The organism is Alkalisalibacterium limincola (genome assembly GCF_008017755.1).
Lineage (GTDB): Bacteria > Pseudomonadota > Gammaproteobacteria > Xanthomonadales > Xanthomonadaceae > Alkalisalibacterium > Alkalisalibacterium limincola.
In genome coordinates, this window is the sequence record NZ_VRTS01000003.1 from 212,708 (window position 1) to 232,086 (window position 19,379).

14 protein-coding genes and 1 pseudogene are annotated in these 19,379 nt (G+C 69.6%); 1 reads left to right on the forward strand and 14 read right to left on the reverse strand.

Features of this window, described 5'->3' with window-relative positions:
* Nucleotides 1-51: 51 nt before the first annotated feature.
* From FU658_RS06085 to FU658_RS15150, 13 genes and pseudogenes are all read right to left on the reverse strand, one after another.
* Nucleotides 52-1,332, reverse strand: coding sequence for a TraB/GumN family protein (locus FU658_RS06085; RefSeq protein WP_147891269.1), 1,281 nt, complete (start codon nucleotides 1,330-1,332; stop codon nucleotides 52-54).
* Nucleotides 1,332-2,219, reverse strand: coding sequence for a carbon-nitrogen hydrolase (locus tag FU658_RS06090; protein WP_147891270.1), 888 nt, complete (start codon nucleotides 2,217-2,219; stop codon nucleotides 1,332-1,334). The genes FU658_RS06085 and FU658_RS06090 overlap by 1 nt, the downstream gene beginning before the upstream one ends.
* Before the next feature lie 51 nt (nucleotides 2,220-2,270).
* Nucleotides 2,271-3,308: an agmatine deiminase family protein gene (locus tag FU658_RS06095; protein WP_147891271.1), complete on the reverse strand. Its 1,038-nt coding sequence runs from the start codon at nucleotides 3,306-3,308 to the stop codon at nucleotides 2,271-2,273.
* A 99-nt stretch (nucleotides 3,309-3,407) separates the two neighbouring features.
* Entirely contained in the window at nucleotides 3,408-3,704 is a 297-nt protein-coding gene (locus FU658_RS06100; protein ID WP_255505447.1) for a hypothetical protein, read from the reverse strand.
* 155 nt (nucleotides 3,705-3,859) lie between these two features.
* A complete protein-coding gene (gene ykgO / locus FU658_RS06105) occupies nucleotides 3,860-3,985 on the reverse strand; it encodes a type B 50S ribosomal protein L36 (RefSeq protein WP_005913193.1) in 126 nt (41 codons plus the stop codon).
* A gap of 93 nt (nucleotides 3,986-4,078) precedes the next feature.
* Nucleotides 4,079-4,465, reverse strand: a complete 387-nt coding sequence (locus tag FU658_RS06110; RefSeq protein WP_147891272.1) for a VanZ family protein — start codon at nucleotides 4,463-4,465, stop codon at nucleotides 4,079-4,081.
* On the reverse strand, nucleotides 4,455-5,450 hold the full coding sequence (gene galE, locus FU658_RS06115; RefSeq protein ID WP_147891273.1) for a UDP-glucose 4-epimerase GalE: 996 nt from the start codon (nucleotides 5,448-5,450) through the stop codon (nucleotides 4,455-4,457). The genes FU658_RS06110 and galE overlap by 11 nt, the downstream gene beginning before the upstream one ends.
* On the reverse strand, nucleotides 5,440-7,122 hold the full coding sequence (locus tag FU658_RS06120) for a glucosamine inositolphosphorylceramide transferase family protein (RefSeq protein ID WP_147891274.1): 1,683 nt from the start codon (nucleotides 7,120-7,122) through the stop codon (nucleotides 5,440-5,442). The genes galE and FU658_RS06120 overlap by 11 nt, the downstream gene beginning before the upstream one ends.
* On the reverse strand, nucleotides 7,119-7,910 hold the full coding sequence (locus tag FU658_RS06125) for an alpha/beta fold hydrolase (protein WP_147891275.1): 792 nt from the start codon (nucleotides 7,908-7,910) through the stop codon (nucleotides 7,119-7,121). Before FU658_RS06125 ends, FU658_RS06120 begins: the two co-directional genes overlap by 4 nt.
* Nucleotides 7,907-8,638 (reverse strand): alpha/beta hydrolase family protein, encoded by a 732-nt coding sequence (locus tag FU658_RS06130; protein WP_147891276.1) that lies wholly within the window; start codon nucleotides 8,636-8,638, stop codon nucleotides 7,907-7,909. The genes FU658_RS06125 and FU658_RS06130 overlap by 4 nt, the downstream gene beginning before the upstream one ends.
* Before the next feature lie 50 nt (nucleotides 8,639-8,688).
* Nucleotides 8,689-11,892 (reverse strand): non-ribosomal peptide synthetase, encoded by a 3,204-nt coding sequence (locus FU658_RS06135; RefSeq protein ID WP_255505448.1) that lies wholly within the window; start codon nucleotides 11,890-11,892, stop codon nucleotides 8,689-8,691.
* Complete coding sequence (locus FU658_RS06140; protein ID WP_187265951.1) at nucleotides 11,889-13,997, reverse strand: acyltransferase domain-containing protein; 2,109 nt, start codon at nucleotides 13,995-13,997, stop codon at nucleotides 11,889-11,891. The genes FU658_RS06135 and FU658_RS06140 overlap by 4 nt, the downstream gene beginning before the upstream one ends.
* 77 nt (nucleotides 13,998-14,074) lie before the next feature.
* A pseudogene (locus FU658_RS15150) lies at nucleotides 14,075-17,305 on the reverse strand (amino acid adenylation domain-containing protein); the annotation flags it as partial.
* Between the two features lie 23 nt (nucleotides 17,306-17,328).
* Here FU658_RS15150 and FU658_RS06150 point away from each other — a divergent pair.
* Nucleotides 17,329-18,735, forward strand: a complete 1,407-nt coding sequence (locus FU658_RS06150) for a TIGR03013 family XrtA/PEP-CTERM system glycosyltransferase (RefSeq protein ID WP_255505450.1) — start codon at nucleotides 17,329-17,331, stop codon at nucleotides 18,733-18,735.
* Here FU658_RS06150 and FU658_RS06155 read toward each other — a convergent pair.
* Nucleotides 18,693-19,226, reverse strand: a complete 534-nt coding sequence (locus FU658_RS06155; protein WP_147891280.1) for a J domain-containing protein — start codon at nucleotides 19,224-19,226, stop codon at nucleotides 18,693-18,695. The two genes, FU658_RS06150 and FU658_RS06155, sit on opposite strands and share 43 nt — an antisense overlap.
* Nucleotides 19,227-19,379: the final 153 nt, after the last annotated feature.

Below are 19,379 nucleotides of genomic sequence, written 5' to 3' on the forward strand. Positions count from 1 at the left end.
CCGGACCGGCCATGGGCCGGTTCGGGGCCGATCCGACGCAGGACGCGTGCTTCAGCCGCCGGCCATCCGGCCGGCGATGCGGAAGATGCTGATCCACACGCCGATCGAGGTGCCCAGGCTGGTCAGGAAGAACACGACCAGCACGTGCGAGACGCGGTTGCGCCACCAGCCGCGCAGCGTATTGGTGTCGTCGCGCAGGTAGAGGAAGTCGCGATAGGTGGGTTTTCGCAGCCAGGCCTGCACGCCGGCGCTGATCATGCCCGAGGGCACCAGGCGGTGGAACGGCGTGAACGGGGAGGCCACGAAGGCGGCGAGGATCGCCAGCGGATGGCCGCCCGCCGCCAGGCAGCCCAGGGCGCCCAGCGTGCCGGTGGTCAGCACCCAGCCCAGCGCCATGCTGGCACCGACTTCGCGCCCCTGGGAGAAGCCCCACGCCAGGCCACCGACCACGGCCAGCGCGACCAGGATGGTGATCCAGGGGATCGAGCGCTTGCGGACGACCTGCTCGAGCACCCCGCGTGCGGTGGCGGGCTCGGCCTTGTCATGGGCAAGCCGCTCCGCCAGTCCCTTGAGGTGCCCGGCGCCGACCACCGCGAGCACGCGTGTGGGGCCCGCGGCCGCGCCATGCTCGCGCAGGCGCAGCGCCATGTACTCGTCGCGCTCGGCGATGACGGCTTCGTACAGCGCCGGATCCATCGCCGCGAACTCGCCGAAGCTGCGCTCGAGCATGTCGCCCTGCTTGAGCTTCTCGATCTCCGCCTCGTCGACGTCGTCGTTGGTGAACAGGCTGCCGGCCAGCCCCATGGCCAGCTTCATGCGTCCCCAGAAGCCCAGCGCGGTCCAGGCCCGTCGCAAGGTGAGGCCCACTTCGCGGTCGATCAGCACCACCGGCACACCGGCGGCGTCGGCGCCCTCGGCGGCGGCCTTGAGCTCGGCGCCCGGTTGCACGCCCAGCTTCTCCGCCAGTCGCCGCTGGTAGGCGGCCAGGGCCAGGTTGGCCGCCACCAGGCCGACCTTGCCCTCGCGGATGATCGCGAACAGGTCGAGCTTGTGGAGCGACTCCACGTCGGTCAGCGCCCGCAACCGCTGCTCGTCGAGTTCGACGGCGACGGCATCGAAGCGGCCGCTGGCGACCAGGGCCTCCACCGCGTCGATGCTGGCCTGGGAAATGTGTGCCGTGCCCAGCAACGTGTAGTGGATGCCGTCGCGCTCCACTTCCAGGATCGGCTGGCCCAGCAGGGCCTTCTCGAGCCTGTCGGGAAGGGTCGGGTCGTCGATGCCCTGCAGGGTGTTGCCGTCCCCGCCCGTCGGCTCGCTGCTGTCGGTTCCCATCAGTCGCGGTACCTGCGCAGCAGGTCGCCGTAGGCATCGATGCGACGGTCCCGGAGGAAGGGCCAGATGCGCCGCACGTCCTCGCTGCGTGCCAGGTCGACGGTGGCGTGCAGCACTTCGGGTGCATCGGTGCCGGCCTGCGCGATGAACTCGCCCTGCGGACCCAGCACGTGGCTGGTGCCCCAGAAGCGGATGCCGCGGGTGCCCAGCGGCGAGGGCTCGTGCCCGACCCGGTTGCAGCTGAGCACCGGGAGGCCGTTGGCCACGGCGTGGCCACGATGCGAGAGCACCCACGCATCGCGTTGCCGCGTGTTCTCGTCGTCGCCTTCGTCGGGGTCCCAGCCGATCGCGGTGGGGTATAGCAGCAGCTCCGCACCGGCCAGCGCCATCAGGCGCGCCGCTTCGGGGTACCACTGGTCCCAGCACACCAGCACCCCCAGGCGGCCCACCGAGGTGTCGATGGGTTCGAAGCCGAGATCGCCGGGGGTGAAGTAGAACTTCTCGTAGAAGCCCGGGTCGTCGGGAATGTGCATCTTGCGGTAGGTGCCGACCAGGCGGCCGTCGGATTCCAGCACCACGGCGGTGTTGTGGTAAAGGCCCGGCGCGCGTCGTTCGAACAGCGAGCCGACGATGACCACGCCGTGGCGCTTGGCCAGCGCACCCAGCCGATCGGTGCTCGGCCCGGGGATCGGCTCGGCCAGGTCGAACTCGTCGACCGACTCGTGCTGGCAGAAGTAGGCGCCGTTGTGCAACTCCTGCAGCAGCACGAGCCTGGCGCCGGCGGCCGCGGCCTCGGCTACGCGCTGCTCGATCACTGCCAGGTTCGCTTCGGCGTCGCCGTGGTTGGATTCCTGCACCAGCGCGACGGACAGCGTGCGCTTGCTCATGGACTTGTCCTCGGGTTCGGGCCCGTGCCGCCGTGGCGGTCGGGCGGGGGATCAGCGCCGCAACAGGCCAGCCGGCAGCTGCATCGTGATGCAGTGCAGGCTGCCGTTCTGCCAGATCAGCGGGCGGCACGGGACCTGGACGATGGCACGGCCGGGAAAGGCTTCGGCCATGACGGCGGCCGCGGCATCATCGGCAGGATCGTCATAGGCCGGCATCAGCACCGCGTCGTTGATGATCAGGAAGTTCGCGTACGAGGCCGCCAGGCGCCGACCTTCATCGAGGACCGGGCGGGCCCACGGGAGCGCGAACAGGCGGTAGGGCGTGTCTTCGACCGTGCGCAGTGCGGCCAGTTCCGCAGCCATCGCCTGCAGCTCGCCGTGATGGCTGTCTTGCGGGTCGTCGCAGCCCTGGTAGACGATGGCATCCGGCGCGGCGAAGCGCGCCAGCGTGTCGATGTGGGCATCGGTGTCGTCGCCCTCCAGGTAGCCATGCTCCAGCCACAGCACCCGGTGTTGGCGCAGCGACTCCACCAGCACCGCCTCGATGTCCTGCCTGCTGCGGTCGGGGTGGCGCTCGGCCAAGCAACGCCATGTGGACAGCAGCGTGCCGTCGCCGTCGGTCTCGATCGCGCCGCCCTCGAGCGCGAAATCGATGCGTTCGCGCCGGGCATCCTGGAACACGTCCGCGTCCATGAGCTGCTCGACGAGCCGGTCGTCGTTGCCCGCGTCGAACTTCCCGCCCCATCCGGTGAAGCGGAAATCGAGCAGCCGGAAGCTGTCCTGGCCGACCAGCGTGACCGGCCCGGAGTCGCGCAGCCAGGTGTCGTCATAGGTCGCACGCACGAAGCGGACCTGGTCGAGGTCGACACCGGCACGCTGCAGGCGGGTGGCGGCATGGTCGCGCAGCTCGGCGTTGGCCACGGCCACCAGCACCGGTTGGCGCGCGGCGATCGCCGCGACCAGCGCCAGGTAGGTGGTCTCCACATCGTGGAGCCGTGCGGCCCAATCGGTACCGGCATGGGGCCAGGCGATGAGGACAGCCGACTGGGGCTCCCACTCGGCGGGGAACCGGAATTCAGATGGGGTCATCGGAAAAGGACTGGTGCGGCGGCGAGCCGCCCCGGCTGGGTCAGCGCGAGGCGGGCTTGGGACCGGTTTCGCGGTCGAGGCGGTTGGCGACGGAATCGATCACCGTGCTGTGCTCGAAGTAGACCGAGAAATCGGGGTAGGTCCAACGGGTGATGGGCGGGTGCTGGGGGCGGTTGCGACCGGCGCGTGTTTCTGCTCCGGGGCGCCGAAACGGCGTTCCACCTCGCCCATGCTCAGGCCGCGGCGGGGCAGGTCCATGCTGCGCTCGGCGGCTTGGCTGCGCTCGACCAGCAGCACGTCGCCCGACGCGCGGCGGTCGTGCTCCTGCGCCAGGGCGGTTCCTGCCATGCCCAGCAGGGCAGCGAAAAGGCTCGTCACGGTGATGGAACGGATCATCGTCGGTCTCCGGATGAGGGGCGGCAGGGCCGCCTGGGTCCCACTATTTAACAAATGAATCGGGTTTGCGCCACGAATAGCGCTCCGGGCAATAAAAAAGGCCGCACGGTGGCGGCCTCCTTCATGCATGGCGGAACGCGTCCGCCATCCAACCCTCAGCGCTGGCGCGCCTTGAAACGGGGGTTGGACTTGCAGATCACGAAGACCTTGCCGCGGCGGCGGACGACTTTGCAGTCGCGGTGACGGGTCTTCGCCGACTTCAGGGACGACAAGACTTTCATGACTGAATCCTCGGAACGGGCATACAAAGAAGCGGAATGATAACGCCTGCCCGAGTCCTCGGCAAGTAGGGCAGGGTTTCCCGCTGCCGGGGCTCAGTTGCGGCGGCGCTCGAGCCCCAGCCAGAAGAATACCCCGATGCCCAGCAGCAGGCCGAGGAGGTTCCTGACCACGTCGGCCACGCTGGGCCAGCGGCCGGGTATCCAGTACTGCAGCACCTCCGTCCCCACGGCCAGCGTGGTGCCCACCGCCAGGCACATCACCACAGCCGCCGCCGTCCCCAGCCACTTCCGCGTGAGCGCATGCATCCACAGCAGCACCAGCAGCGCGAACATCGGGATGTGCATCAGGCTCAACAGCGGTCCCAGCTGGATCTGCTCGGTCATCGGCACCAGCAGCGCCAGCACGATGGCCAGCGTGGCGAAGGTGGCCAGCCTGAAGGGGTTGCGCCGGGCCGCATCAAGGACCTGCTCACGCCGCATGGCTGACCCCGTCACGAAGTTCCCAGGCCAGCGAGCTGCGGGCGATCACGTCCAGGTCGTCCAGGCGCGGCGACCAGCCCAGCACGTCGCGGATGCGTTGGCATTCCGCGACGAGCACCGGCGGGTCCCCGGCGCGCCGGGGAGCCTCCTGCACCGGGATCGGGCGCCCGTGGGCACGCGACATCGCGTCGACCACCTCGCGGACGCTGTAGCCGTGCCCGTATCCGCAATTGAGCGTGATGGACTGGCCCCCGGCACGCAGGTAGGCCAGCGCATCGGCGTGTGCCTGTGCCAGGTCCTCGACATGGATGTAGTCGCGCACGCCGGTGCCGTCCGGCGTGGGGTAGTCGGTCCCGTAGATCATCAACTGGGCCCGGCGGCCGGCCGCCACCTCCGCGGCCACCTTGACCAGAAGCGTGGCGTTGGGCGTGCACTGGCCGATGCGTCCGCGCAGGTCGCACCCTGCCACGTTGAAATAGCGCAGGGCCACGTACTGCAGCGGCGAACTGGCGGCGAGGTCGCGCAGCATCCACTCGGTCATCAGCTTGGAGCTGCCGTAGGGATTGATCGGGCTGGTGGGGGTTTCCTCGCTGGCCCGGCCTCCGTCGGGAACGCCATAGACCGCAGCGGTGGACGAAAACACGAGCCGGCGGATGCCGGCATGCTGGCACTCCTCGAGCAGGGTCCGCGAGGCGGCGGTGTTGTTGCCGTAGTAGCGCAGGGGATCGCTCACCGACTCCGGCACGATGGTGCGTGCCGCGAAATGCATGACCGTGCCGACGTCGTGGTCCTTCAGTATCCTGCGCACCAGGCCGGCGTCGCCGACATCGCCGACGACGAGGGGGGCGTCGAGCACGGCCTCGGGAAAACCGGTGCTGAGGTTGTCCAGCACCACCACGCGTTCCCCGGCTTCGCGCAGGTGGGCGACGACGTGGCTCCCGATGTAACCGGCGCCGCCGGTGACGAGTACGGTGTCAGGTTGCATGGCCGATCTCCGTTTTCCTGTGACTGGGGCGGGCGTGCGAGCGCGGCGCGGAAAACTTGCCGTCGATCGCCATGAGCCCGTCGCTGAATGCGTAGGTGTGGCAACCGCGAAGCCCGGGATGCCAGTCGCCGGCGAGCCGACCGAGGGGTCGCTCCTCGTAGGCCTCGGGCGTGAGGGTCACGATGTGGTTGAACTGCACGGCACGCCCGTATTCGATCGAGCCGTCCTGGGAAGGACGGATGAGCCGCGAGCCATGGCGGAACAGTGGGCCGGCAGGCCGCGCCCGCGACACGTCGCTGCACACCGGATTGCACGGGTGCGGGGTCCAGGGGCCACGCGGACTGGTGGCATGGAACACGAAGAGTTCGTTGGACTCGCGCCCTCCGTCGTCGAAGGGGGACTCGCTGATGCAGCCGAACAGCCACCAGCGGCCCTCGTGCTCGCACAGGGTCGTGTCGACGATCCGGCATCCCGGCAGCACGTCGCCCTCCGGCACCCAGCGATCGGGGAACTGCTCGCAACGGTACAGCGTGGTTCGACGGGCGGCGCTGCTCTCCACGACCATCCAGGTCGCATCGCTCCACCGGAACACGAACGGATAGGACAGGTGGTGGTCCACGCGCATGACCGGGTGCACCCGCCGCACGGCCAGCGACTCGTCGAGCTCGAGCGCCTGGATCTCGCCGCGGCCGTTGCGGTAGTCCAGTGCCTCGATCATGACCCAGTCGCCGCCGTCCTCGCGCCAGGGGAACGGATCGGCCCAGAACCAGCCGGTGGGCGGCTTCAGGCGCCGCACCTCGCCCACCTTGGGGGCCTCTGGATCGAGGTGGGCGCTTCGTCGCTGCACCGCCACCATCCAGCATTCGATGCCCCTGGCACGCTGCAAGATGCTGCGCGTTGCCCGGATCCCGAGCCGGCCCAGCAAGGCGATGACATTGACGGCATGGGGGCGCATCGGCTCGGGTCGTTCCACCCAGCGCAGCCCGGTGCCTTCGGCCAGGCGTCGCAGCGCCCGCAACAGCTGCGCGGGCGCCTTCTGCAACTGGTAGGCACGGTGTCGCGAAAAGCTCAGGCGCGGCGGGGACACGATCACGGGCTCCAGCAGTCGCCACGCACCCCGGGTGCTGTCGTGCACGCACAGGCCGGCCACCGTCGTCGTGTCGCCGCGCGCGAACGCGTCCAGCATCCAGGCGCCACTCGCCAGCGGGTCGCAGGCATCGGGTTCGAGGGTCCATGCACCATGCCGGGCCAGGGCAGCCAGTTCCCGCGCCGGACGTGCCAGGCCGACCGCAAGGATCAGGTCGGGTGAGCATTGCCCGATCCTGTCCAGGGTCCCCTGGTCCAGTCCCAGCCGGCCGCTGGCGTCGAGGGCTCCCGTCGCATGGTGTTCGAGCATGTCGGCGGGCAGTGCGGTGGGGGTGAACACGGCGGCCATCGACCCCACGGTGATCCGCTCGAGTCGTAGGTAGGCACGGAAGACCGGGCCAAGCCGGGGGGGCGGCGACGGGCCGGACACGCGCACGAAGGCGGGCTTCACATGCCGGCTGGTTCCCAGGTCGTGGAGCATGCGGACCAGCCAGGCGGGCGCCTCGTCGACACCCAGCAGTACCAGGACCCGCAAGGCGGCTCCGGTGAACGGGGGGTAGAGGTCGGGGGAAGCTGGATGGTTCATGCGGCCTGAGCCTGGTGCCCGCCCATCCATTCGCCGACCGTATCGGCCAGCCGCAGGCGGTCCTGCGGACGGAACATCAGGTGGTCGCAATCGCGCCAGTGCTGGAAGCGCACCTGGGTGCCGTCGGCGTCGCAGCCCCAGGTCCTTTGGAACTGCCTGGGATGCAGGAAATAGGAGGCCGAGCCACCCGTGTAGACGAACAGCATGCGCGCGCCCCTGCGCTGCAGCGCCTGCATGCCGCTGCGGGCCTGCTCGGGCCGTGGCCACGCACGCAGGTCGTCGTCCGTGGGTTCGCTCGGCGCGGAGCGCTTGAAGACCTGGCCCAGGGCCTTCCAACGCCGTCGCCAGCTTCGGCGCCGCAGCAGGCCCAGCCGACCCCAGTGCAACCAGAACCCGCCGGTTGCGAAGGCGTCGACCAGCAGCAGCCCATCGACGCGCTCGTCGACCTGGGCCAGGCGCCAGGCGTCGTCCGCGGCGCTGCAGATGCCACCCACCGCCACGCTCGCGCACCCGGTGTCCGCGCAGACCTGGTCCAGGACCTGACGAGGCCAGGCCGGCCAATGCAGTTGTCCGTGGCTGTCGCCGACCCCCGGCATCTCGCAGCGCACCGTCGTGATGCCCCGCAAGGCCAGCGAGCGGGCAAGTTCGACATGCAGGCGAAACGCGCCACTGCGCGGCATGAAGCCGGCATTCAACAGCACCAGCACCCGCGGCTCGCGGGCATTGCCATTGCCCGGCGTCAGTATGCCGAAGCCTCCGTCCTGGAATGCAAGTACGCGTTCGTTCATGCCGCCTCCCGTACCAGCCAGTGCAGCCGGTCCGACAGGCTCTCGGCGATCCGGGCGATGTCCCGGTTCGGAAAGCGACCCGGTGCATCGACCTTCCCTGTCCATGACGCCAGCGCCTGCGTGAGCGCGATGAAACCCATGCTGCCCGGGTGTTCACCTGGGGGCGACGGCTCTTCGTCCACGAGGATGGCCGCGAGCCCCGGAGTGACCACCGCATCCATGAGTTCCCTGCGCAGGCGCGCGCCCGTGCGGAAGCCCATCAGGCAGTCCGAGGGAACTTCGGCCAGTTCATCCGGGCTCAGGAAGGGGAAACGGTGCGTGCTGAAACGCTCCTGCGCATCGAGTGCGTGCAGCTCACGCAGCCACTGGGCGCCAGTGGGGACCGGCTGCCACAACAACAGGGGGAGCGATCGCCGTTGCGCGACGACGGCCGCGGGGAACGCGCCGGCACGGGCACCCGCGACCATGGCCGGCACACCCGGCAGTTGTTCAGCCAGCCAGTCGACGACAGCACCTGCATCCCCAGCCGCACCCGCCAGTGTCAGTGACTCGCTGTCTCCGGGCGAATCACCACTGCCGCGGTAGTCCAGGCGAAGGCTCGCAACGCCGCGACCGGTCAGTTCCTCCGCAAGCAGGGAGAACAGGCGAACGCTGGTCGGTTGCTCATGCAGCATCGGCGGGCACCAGGCGATCACCATGCGCGGCGTGGTCGCCGGCAGGTGCGCCATGGCGAAGATCGACCCTTCGCCCGCGGCAACGAACTGTGGCCCCGGGCGGATCATCGCTGCTGCCCCGTCCGGTCGCCGCCGATCATGCGAAGCAGGCGCCGGCCCAAGCCTTGGCGCACTTCGGGTTCGGCTGCCCGACCGGGGCTCGGGAGTTCCATCGCGACGATACGCAGGCTCGAGTTGGCCAGCCGCAGCAGGTTGGGTCGAACGCCGGTGCGCGCCTTCACCCGTGCCGCCACGCTCAGCGCGAGCAGGGAATGGCCGCCACTTTCGAAAAAGTTGTCGTTGGCCTGGATGCCCGGATCGCCCAGCACCTCGCGGACGAGTTCCAGGAGCATCTCCACGCGCGGATCCTCGGCTCCGGTGTCGGCCGCGGCCGACGCCTGGGCATGGGCGACCACCGTCAGCGGGCAGGGCAGGGCGTTGCGGTCGATCTTGCCGTTGGGGGTCAGCGGAAGCCCCGGAAGCACCACGACGTGCTGTGGCACGAGGTAGTTGGGCAGGGCATCGACGAGGTGCTGGCGTACCGAGGCCGGATCCGGTGAGTGGGCGGCACGGGCGGTCACATACGCCACGAGGCGCACGTCCCCGGGAGCGACCTCCCGGGCCACCACGACCGTCTGGCCGACGTCGGGGTGCCGCGCGATGCAGTGCTCGATCTCGCCCGGTTCGATGCGGTGACCGCGCACCTTGAGCTGGAAGTCCGCCCGGCCCAGGTGCTCGAGTTGACCCGATGCATCCCACCGGCCCAGGTCGCCGGTCCGGTAGAGGGGCCCGGCGATCCCGGCCTGTTCCGGCGCGTCGAGGAAGCGCTCCCGGGTCAGGTCTTCTCGACCCAGGTAGCCCAGCGCCAGGCCATCGCCACCGATGAAGATCTCGCCCACCGAACCCGGTCGGCAGGGCATGAGGCCTGCATCGAGTACGTGGATCGTCGTGTTCGCGATCGGGCGGCCGACGCGGATGGCATCCGCATCACGGACCGGCCACAGGCTGGACCAGACCGTTGTCTCGGTCGGGCCATACATGTTCCAGGGCTCCAGTCCCAATGCCAACAGTTCACGCGCCAGCGTCGGTGGCAAGGCCTCGCCGCCGACCAGGGCCTTGAAGCCCTCGCGCCCCGTCCAGCCGGTCTCCAGCAGCATCCGCCAGGTCGACGGCGTGGCCTGCATGACCGTCGCCCGGGAGTCGTCCAGCAGTCGGATCAGCGCCTCGCTGTCGGCTGCCTGCCCGCTGTCGGCCAGGATCAGCGTGGCCCCGGTCGCCAGGGGCAGCATCAGCTCGAGGACGGAGATGTCGAAGCACAGGGTGGTGACCGCCACCAGCCGGTCCTGCGCGTCGAGCCCGGGTTCGACCGCCATGCTGGTGAGGAAGTTGACCACGGCGCGGTGCGGCACGACCACGCCCTTCGGGCGACCGGTGGAACCGGACGTGAAGATCACGTAGGCCGGGTCTTCTCCGGACGCATCGCGTTCGGGATCAGGGGGCAGGGGCGAGGCGTCCACCTCCGGGGCCATTGCTTCGGTGGGGTCGAGGCGTTGCACGCTCCCCAGCCAGCCGAGCACCGCGCCGGCGTCCGCCAGCACCAGGTCGAAGCCTGCATCCTCGGCGATGACCTGAAGCCGCGCATCGGGATAGGCCGGGTCCAGCGGGACATAGGCCGCGCCACTCTTGAGTACCGCCAGGACCGCCACGAGCATCGTCGGACCGCGCTCGAGGCACAGCCCCACGCGCCTGCCGCGCCCAATGCCCCGCTCGCGCAACGCCCGGGCCAGGCGATTGGCGGCGTCGTCGAGATCCTCGCCCCGCCAGCAGGTGTCATGGAAGACCAACGCGGCCTCGGAGCGGCGCAGGGTCGCGCACACGTGCTCGTCGACCCTGATCGTGCGGGGATAGGCGAGCGCCGGACCGGAGCAGTGCGCAGCCGCGCCGCGCTCGCCCGTCGTCGCCCTGCCGCGGCCTTCGATGGCGCGATCGTCCGTGCCGAGGCCGGCAATGCGCTCGACGAGGCCGTCCAGCACCTGCTGCGCGTGCCCTTCGGAGAAGAAGTCGCGGCTGTAGTGCAGCTCCAGGAGCAGCGAGTCGTTGAGTTCGTAGAAGTTGAAGAAGGCCTCGCTGAGCAGCCCCGGCTTGGTCGCTTCGCGCACGCTGGCCACCAGCGGTTCGAAGCCGGTCAGGGGCACCCGCGGATTGAGGTTGAAGAACACACCGCTGATCGGTGGCCGATCCCCGTTCGCCTTCAAGCCCAACGCGCGTGCCAGCGTGCCCTGGGTGATGTTCGGGTGCTCCAGGGCCTCGATCATCGCGTCGCGGGCGATGCCGAGGGTCTCGTCGAACCCTTCGGCCTGCGAGAGGTCCAGCAGCACGGGAAGGTCCAGGGCGCCATCACCGACCAGGTGGTGTCGCCCCGCCACGGCCTGGCCCGGATAGGGAACACCCACGACCACGCGGGGACGGCCGGTCCGGTCCGCGAGCTCCGATGCGAGGCACGCCAGCAGCAGGTGGAAAAGGGTGGCCTTGCCGGGCACCGCTCGGCGTCGCAGCCCCTTGAGCGTGGCCGTGTCGAACTCGTGGCGCAGGGTCGCGCAGGAAAACCCACGGTCTCCGGCCGGTGCGACATCTCCGATCCGGGGTGCCTCGGGGACGTCGCGGAGCGTGTCGCACCACCAGGCCAGGTCGGCCTGTCCAGCCGGTCCGTCGAACCGATCGCGCTCCGCCACCGCGAAGGCGACCGGCGAGTCGGCCTCGGGCAGGCGGGAGTCCAGGCCCTGCGTGCGGGCGCGATAGGCCTGGGCAAGTTCGCGGACCAGGACCGAAGACGACCACCCGTCGAAGATCAGGTGGCTGACCACCAGCAGGAATACGTGGTGTCCAGGCCTGACCCGGATGAGAAGCGCCCGGGCAAGTGGTGGCTGTCCCATGTCGAAGCGGGTGTTGGCGTATTCATCGCACAGCGACTCCAGCGCCCCCAGCAGGTCCGGGCGCCGGTCGAGGTCGATGCGCTCCAGCTGCAGCCTGGCCGTGCCGTCGAGATGCTGGCGCGGCTGTTCGTCGTCGAACGCCAGCCGGAAAGCGCCGTGCCTGTCGAAGATCTCGCGTGCAGCGTCCTGGAACGCCGCCAGATCCAGGTCTCCGGTGAGCTCCAGGCGAAGCGTCTCGTTGAGCGCGAGCATGCCGCGGTCATCGAAGTTCGCCGCCAGCCAGCGTTCCATCTGCCCCGGGCCGAGCGGGCCGGATTGCAGCGCTTCCCCAGTCACGGGGGGAGGGGGGCGTCGGCCGATGTTCGCGTACGTGCATCCGGCTCCGCCGCGGATGGGCGGGTGGCGGACTCCGGCGTGTCCTCGCGGATCGGGTCGCGGGAGGGCAACGACCCCTGGATTGAACGCAGCAGTTCCAGCTGCTGGGCCATCAGTGCCATCTGCTGCTCGATGAGGCGCGCCACGTCCGTCGACGACACAAGCGCAGGTACTGTCGGCAGCGGGCTCGCAGGCGCCGGATCGCTGGCAGCATCCTGCCCGTCCGCACGTTGTGGCGCCTGGGCCGGGGTGTCGGGTTCCACGTCCGGCGTGGCCGGCATGAACCGATCCGGCGACACCCGCTCGTCCAGGTGGTCCACCAGCACTCCGAGTCGATCCAGGGGCCCGAGCAGTTCGCGCAACGCGACGCGGCAGTCGAACACGCGACTGATTTCCAGTGCAGCCTGGGTCAGCGACAGCGAGTCCAGGCCCTGTTCCAGCAGCGATGACTGGCCGTCGATCTCTTCAGGTGCGAGTCCCGCGACGCCGGCGAGGACCTGGCGCAGCTCGGATTCGATCACCGACCTGCGATCCGCAGCTTGTCCTGGGGCAGGCGTGGCAGGCGGCTGCCGGATCGCTTCGCGGGGCGGGGCGACGGGCGTCGACGAGGCTGGCTGCGCTTCGCTGGCGTGGCCGGGTTCGGGTCGCGGATACCAGAAGCGTGTGTCGGCGAAACAGTAGCCGGGCAGTTCAACCCGATGTGCGTGCGCGTCGGCAACAGGCGCAATGGGAAGGCCCAGCGCCCACAGGGACCCCACGGCCTGCACGGCATGCGGTGCGGCCGCGCCGTCGCCCGAAGCGGTTGGCAGAAGTGCGACGCAGGGGGGCACGCTCCCATCGCCGCGCCGGTGGGCGCGAACCAGGGACGAAAGCGCCTGCGAGGGACCGACTTCGACGAACACCGTGTCGGGCTGGTCGATCTCGGCCATCAATGCGTCACTGAAGCGCACGGGCTGGCGGACCTGACGTGCCCAGTAGGCCGGGTCGCCCGCCTGCTCGCGGCTGATCCGTGCGCCGGTGACACAGGAATAGAACGGGACCTGCGGCTCGCGCGTGGCCACCGCCCGCCAGGCGGACTCCACCGCATCCAGCGCGCCTTCCATGCTGCGGCTGTGGAAGGCATGCGACACCTTGAGCCGGGTGGTCTGGACGTCGCGCTCGCCCAGGCGCGCGGCGATCGCCTCGATGCCTTCTACCGACCCGGAAAGGACCGTCAGGGCGGGTGCGTTGCTGGCGGCGACTTCGGCGGTTTCGCCAAGCAATGGTTCGACGTCTGCCAGGGCGGCGCGCACGGCCAGCATGGCGCCGGGCGGCTGGGCCTGCATCGCGGCCCCGCGTGCACAAACGCAGCCCGCGGCGGATTCCATGTCGATCAGGCCCGACACCGCCGCGGCCGCGTATTCGCCAATGCTGTGCCCGATCATCGCGGCAGGTTCGACGCCCAGCGAACGCAACCAGGTCGCCAGTGCGTACGACATCGCGAACAGGGCGGGCTGGGCGTAGCGCGTCTGTGCGAGCAGGGCTGCGGCGTCCTCGCCTGCCTCGCGCTCCAGCAGGAGGCCCGCAAGGTCGATGTCGAGATGCGGGCCAATGACGTCCATCACCGCGTCGAAGGCGGTGGCGAAGGCCGGCAGGGACTCCCGCAGGCCGGCGGCCATGCCCGGATGTTGCGAGCCCTGGCCAGGGAACAGGAACACGACCCGGGGGGCGTCGAGCGCCGCCCGCACGTCCCGGATGGCGCGCAGTGAGGCTACGGCTTCCGCGCAGTCGCTGGCGGTGGCCACCGCCCGGAACGTCCGCGCGGTCCGGCGGCCCAGCGTGGCGGCGACATCCTGCAGCGCGAGGGTCGGGTGGTCCTCCAGATGGGTGGCCAAAGCGTCGGCGTTGCGCAGCACCGCGTCGCGGTCGGCGCCGGAGACCGGCAGCCAGAGCGGCATGGGCATGTGGCGGCTTGCCGGCGCCTGCACCTGCCTGGCCGGGGATTCGCCAAGCACCACGTGGGCATTGGTTCCGCCGACGCCGAAGGAGCTGACCGCCGCCAGGCGCGACGGGGGCGGCGCGGCCACGGCCTCGCCTCGCGCTGCACAGTGAACGCGGTGGTGCTGAAGTCGATATGCGGATTGGGTGCGTCGAAGTGGGGCGTTCCCGGGATCTTCTCGTGGTGCAGGCTCAATGCGCAGCGGATCAGGCCCAGCACGCCGGCGGCGGCGATCGTGTGGCCCACGTTCGCTTTCACCGAGCCCAGCATGCAGCGCTCCGCCGACGGATCCCTCGACCCCCACGCCCGGGCCAGTCCGGATACTTCGATGGGATCGCCCAGTGGCGTGCCGGTCCCGTGCGCTTCGACGTACCCGATGTCGGCCGGGTCGGCATCGGCGTCGCGCAGGGCCCGCCGGATCGCATCGCACTGGCCTTCGACGCTGGGCGCGGTGAAGCTGGCCTTGTGGCCGCCGTCGTTGTTGACCCCGACGCCTTCGATGACCGCGTAGACCGTATCGCCTGCCGCCAGCGCATCGTCCAGCCGGCGCAACACGACCAGAGCTGCTCCGCTGGAGAACACGGTGCCGCTGGCGCCGGCATCGAACGGCCGGCAATGGCCGTCGGCGGATTCCATGCCTCCCTCGATGTGCAGGTGGCCGGTGCGTTGCGGCACGATCACCGTGGCGCCGCCTGCCAGTGCGGCCTCGCACTGGCCACTGCGCAGGGCCTGCACGGCCTGGGCCACCGTGACCAGCCCGGTCGAGCAGGCCGTGTGCACGCTGATGGCCGGGCCCTTGAGGTTGAGCCGGTGGGCGATGCGCGTTGCGACGAAATCCTTGTCGTTGCCCACCATCGTCGCGAACTCGCCGCTTTGCGCGACCAGCTGCGCGGCGTGCTGGCGCAGGTGCGCGACATAGGTGTTGTTCGCGGTGCCGACGAAGACCCCGATGTCGGGGCAGCGCTCAGGGTCGATTCCCGCATGCTCCAGTGCGTGCAGGGCCATTTCGACCAGGATGCGCTGTTGCGGGTCGGTCAGCGTGGCTTCCCGGGGTGGAACACCGAAAAGCGCTGCATCGAAGCGGTCGGCATCTTCGATGATGCCCTTGGCCGGGACGAAGTCGCTTCGTGTGCGCAAGGTCTCGGGGACTTCCGGGTCCAGTTCCCCGGGAGCGAATCGACGGATCCCCTCGCGTCCCTCGCACAGCATGTCCCAGAACGAGGCCAGGTCGTTCGCACCGGGCGCACGCACGGCCATGCCGACGATGGCGATGGCCCCTCCGGTCGCCTTTCGCGCCTGCACCGGGCCCGTGTCCCTGCCACGATGGAGTTTCTCGAGGGCGGCAATCGTGGGCCGGTCGTAGATGTCGCCGACCGTGACCGTTGCGACGCCCGACTCGCGCATGCGCGAAAGGAACGCCAGCACGGTCACCGAGCGGGCACCCGCGTCGAACAGGTTGGCCGAGTCGGGCAGGTCGGGCTGGCCCAGGAGCTCGCGCCACAAGCCGCCTATCGAAAGGGATTGGGCGGAGTCATCGGTCGAGCTCCCGTTCCTTGCCTGCGGCGTGGAGAACGCGGGCGACGGCAGGGCGCGGCGGTCGGTCTTGCCGCTCGACAACAGGGGCAGGGCGTCCATCGCCACCACCGCATCGGGCAGCATGTAGTCGGGCAGCTGGTCGCGCAGGAAGTCATGGACGTCGTGCAGCGAGGGCGCAGCGGCCCCCGAAGGCACGAGGTGGACGACCAACCGTGTTTCCCCGAGCGGATCGGGCAGGGCGGATGCGACGCAATCGCGAAGGCCGGGGTGACGGCGCAGGCGGGCTTCGATCTCGCCGAGTTCGATGCGGTTGCCGCGGATCTTGACCTGGTGGTCGATCCGGCCTAGGCACTCCACGACGCCGTCGGGGGTCCAGCGACCGAGGTCGCCGGTGTGGTACATGCGCTGGCCCGGGTGGAAGGGGTCGTCCTTGAACACCGCCTCCGACAGCTCGGGTCGCCCGAAGTAGCCCTGCCCGACCTGGACGCCGGCGATGACGATTTCGCCCTCCTGGCCCGGCGCGACCCTCCTGCCTTCCGGGTCGAGCACATAGATCCGCGTGTTCGCCACCGGCGCGCCGATCGGGACCGGGTTGCGCTCATGCGCCGGGTCGCATTCCCAGCGGGTGACTTCGATCGCGGCCTCGGTCGGCCCGTACAGGTTGGACAGGCGTACCCCCGGCAGGCACTCGTGGAAGCGACGCACGGAGTCGGCGGGGAGTGCTTCGCCCGAACACATCACCCGGCGCAGCGAACGGCACTGGGCAGCCGAAGGTTCGTGCAGGAACAGCCTGAGCATCGAGGGCACGAAGTGGGCGAGGGTGATGCCCTCGTTGCGCACCAGGCTGGCGATGTAGGCGGGGTCGCGATGGCCGCCTGGCCTGGCGACGACCAGCATGGCGCCGGTGGTCAGCGGCCACAGGTATTCCCAGACCGATACGTCGAAGGTGAAGGGGGTCTTCTGGATTACCCGGTCCCCGGGGCCGATCGGCCAGTCAAGCTGGCCCCACAGCAGCCGGTTGACCACGCCTCGATGGGCGTTCACGGCCCCCTTGGGGCGACCGGTCGAACCCGAGGTGAAGATGACATAGGCCGGATCGTCGGCCGAGCCCGCGACCTGCAGCGGTTCGTCCCCCGGAGCCTCCGCCCCGGCGAGGCCTTCGACCGCCAGGCGCGGCGTGGCCCGGGGCAGGGACGTGGCGGCCAGGGACAGGTCCGCTTCAGGGCCGATGACCGCCGACAGGTCGGCATCCTCGCAGACCTCGCGCATGCGCTCGCCAGGCATGGCGGGGTCCAGCGGGACGAAGGCCGCGCCGGACACCAGTACCCCGAGCAGGGACTGGAACATGCCGTGGCCGCGCTGGGCGCATACGCCCACACGGTGCCCGGGGCCGATCCCATGGCTGGCAAGGGCCCGCGACACGCGGCCGACCTGGGCTGCCAGCGTGCGGTAGTCCAGGTCGTGTCCCTCGAAGCGCAGCGCCACTTCTTCCGGATGTCGGATCGCGGCGGATGCGAACAGATCCCCCAACCGCAGCGTCGGGTCGAAGTCGATGATCGGGCCGCTGTCTGGATCCGCTGGTGCCGCTTGCCGGGGTTGTTCCCCCGAAGAGGTGCTCGATGACATTCCCGCGCTGCTCCGTAAGGTGCGCGGTGCCTTCCGGGCGTTAGCGGCGCAGGCCGGTCGATACGCCCGGCACACCCTGATTCCCCCGTCATGCAACCGCCTGATACCTGCACACAACGAAGGGCGCCAGATCGAGAGGACATCGGCCCGCAGTGTGGCCGGGGGTTGTCCTGAGCCGGTTGTTCGACGCGTTGGGGTCGGAGCCAGACGGGAATTCCCGTCCGGCGATCTCATCGGGGAGTTCCAGGATCCATGTCGTGCGAACGCTGATCGCCCTCTTCAATCCAGCCCGGAAGTGGTTGCTGCTCCTGCTGCTGCTGGAGTTCGTGGGCCTGGTGGCGATGTTCCACCTGGCCACCTGGACGCGCTTCATGGGTGACGAGGAGCAGGTGGCGAGGTTCTTCGGTGAGGTGATGCCGCGCAGCATCATCTTTGCACTCGTCCAGATCCTGGCGATGACCGCGCTGGGCCTTTACGTCATCCAGTCGCGCGAAGGCCTGCGCGGGCAGGTCGTGCGCACCGTCGTGGCCTTCGCCGCCGGTGGCGTGCTGATGATCATCGCCCAGTACCTCCTGCCCCTGGATCCCACCGGGCGCGGGGTGCTGTTCCTCGCCCTCGTCTTCGGATTCACGATGGTGGTGGTGCTGCGCACGCTGTTGCAGGGCCTGTTCTCCACCCGCTGGCTGCGTCGGCGCATCCTGGTGCTGGGCGCCGGCGAGCGTGCGGTCCACATCAACACCCAGCTCAGGCGGGATGCCGACCGCCGCACCTTCCAGATCGTCGGGTTTTTGGGCGTGGACGGCGTGAGCGAACAGGTCCCGGTCGAGCAGCGGGTCCACGCCACCGGACCGCTTCACGAGCTGTGCCGGCGCCTGAACATCGACGAGATCGTCGTGGCGCCAAACGATCGGCGCGGCACGCTACCGATGGACGACCTGGTGGAGTGCCGCCTGCGTGGCGTGCGCATCGTGGAGCTGTCGGAATTCTTCGAGGAGGAGACGGGCAGGATCACGCTCAGCGCGGTCAATCCGTCCTGGATGGTGTACTCCTCGGGCTTCAACCTGGGGCTTGCCCGCAGGGTGACCAAGCGGGCGTTCGACATCGTTGTCGCCAGCGTGGTGCTGGTGCTTGCGCTGCCGGTCATGGCGCTGACCGCGCTGGCGATCATGATCGAGTCCGGCCTCCGAAGTCCGGTCATCTATTCGCAGGACCGTGTCACACAGGGGCACAGGCACTTCCGGGTGTACAAGTTCCGCAGCATGCGGACCGATGCCGAGCGCGATGGCGTCGCACGCTGGGCCACTGCCGACGACGACCGGGTGACCCGGGTGGGGCGCGTGATCCGCAAGCTGCGCGTCGACGAGCTGCCGCAATTGATCAACGTGCTCAGGGGCGACATGAGCTTCGTGGGCCCCCGTCCCGAGCGCCCCGTCTTCGTCGACGAACTCAGTGCCGCGATCCCGCACTACGGTCTGCGCCATGCGATCAAGCCCGGGATCACCGGCTGGGCACAACTGCGCTATGCCTACGGCTCTTCCGTCGAGGATGCACGCGCCAAGCTCGAATACGACCTGTTCTACGTCAGGAACCACAGCCTGGTCTTCGACCTGCTGGTGCTGCTTCAGACCGTGGAGGTGGTGCTGTTCCGCAAGGGGGCAAGGTGATTGCGGTCCCGGGCCGTGGAGACGAGCGCGGGTGGCGAGCACTCCTCCACGCAGGCGCGCACCCCCGGGCCACCGCGGTCGCGGACGCCCATGCGCTCCAGCAGGACCCACACAAGTATGGCCAGCAATGCCAGGAGGGAAGCATTGAAAAGCGCCAGCAGCCAGGTGCGGCCGGCACCCTTGAGCCGGGGACTGCGCTCGGGCTCCCAGTGCCCATCGCCCGCGGCCCGGGGACCGGGTGCAGGCGGCGATCCCGGCATGCGGCCGTGCCGGCGCTGGAAATCCCGCAACCGGCGGTAGGCCCCGTTGATCTCGGCCAGCACATCGCGGGCGTTGGTGTCGCCGTTCAGGTTGGCTGGACGCACGCGGTCGGGATGCAGATCGCTGACACGGCGGCGCCATGCGGCCTCCAGCTCTGCAGGCGAGCAGCCGGGCTTCGCGCCGATCGTGGCGAAATCCGCAAGATAGTCCTGGCCAGGTTTGCTGCGCATCGTCCGGTGCTGACCCCCTTCCACGTTGGACTCTAACGCGACCGATGCTGTCTGTCGCCGTCGTCGTCCACACTCGCCTACCGGGGAATAGACATGTCCATCTCAGGTTCCAACACGTGGCTCTCCGGCCTTTTCGTTCTGCTTGTCCTCCTG

Excerpts from the sequence above, each read along its gene's own strand:
- FU658_RS06085 (WP_147891269.1), bottom strand. The coding sequence starts at position 1,332 with ATGGGAACCGACAGCAGCGAGCCGACGGGCGGGGACGGCAACACCCTG.
- FU658_RS06090 (WP_147891270.1), bottom strand. The coding sequence starts at position 2,219 with ATGAGCAAGCGCACGCTGTCCGTCGCGCTGGTGCAGGAATCCAACCAC.
- FU658_RS06095 (WP_147891271.1), bottom strand. The coding sequence starts at position 3,308 with ATGACCCCATCTGAATTCCGGTTCCCCGCCGAGTGGGAGCCCCAGTCG.
- FU658_RS06100 (WP_255505447.1), bottom strand. The coding sequence starts at position 3,704 with ATGATCCGTTCCATCACCGTGACGAGCCTTTTCGCTGCCCTGCTGGGC.
- ykgO (WP_005913193.1), bottom strand. The coding sequence starts at position 3,985 with ATGAAAGTCTTGTCGTCCCTGAAGTCGGCGAAGACCCGTCACCGCGAC.
- FU658_RS06110 (WP_147891272.1), bottom strand. The coding sequence starts at position 4,465 with ATGCGGCGTGAGCAGGTCCTTGATGCGGCCCGGCGCAACCCCTTCAGG.
- galE (WP_147891273.1), bottom strand. The coding sequence starts at position 5,450 with ATGCAACCTGACACCGTACTCGTCACCGGCGGCGCCGGTTACATCGGG.
- FU658_RS06120 (WP_147891274.1), bottom strand. The coding sequence starts at position 7,122 with ATGAACCATCCAGCTTCCCCCGACCTCTACCCCCCGTTCACCGGAGCC.
- FU658_RS06125 (WP_147891275.1), bottom strand. The coding sequence starts at position 7,910 with ATGAACGAACGCGTACTTGCATTCCAGGACGGAGGCTTCGGCATACTG.
- FU658_RS06130 (WP_147891276.1), bottom strand. The coding sequence starts at position 8,638 with ATGGCGCACCTGCCGGCGACCACGCCGCGCATGGTGATCGCCTGGTGC.
- FU658_RS06155 (WP_147891280.1), bottom strand. The coding sequence starts at position 19,226 with ATGCGCAGCAAACCTGGCCAGGACTATCTTGCGGATTTCGCCACGATC.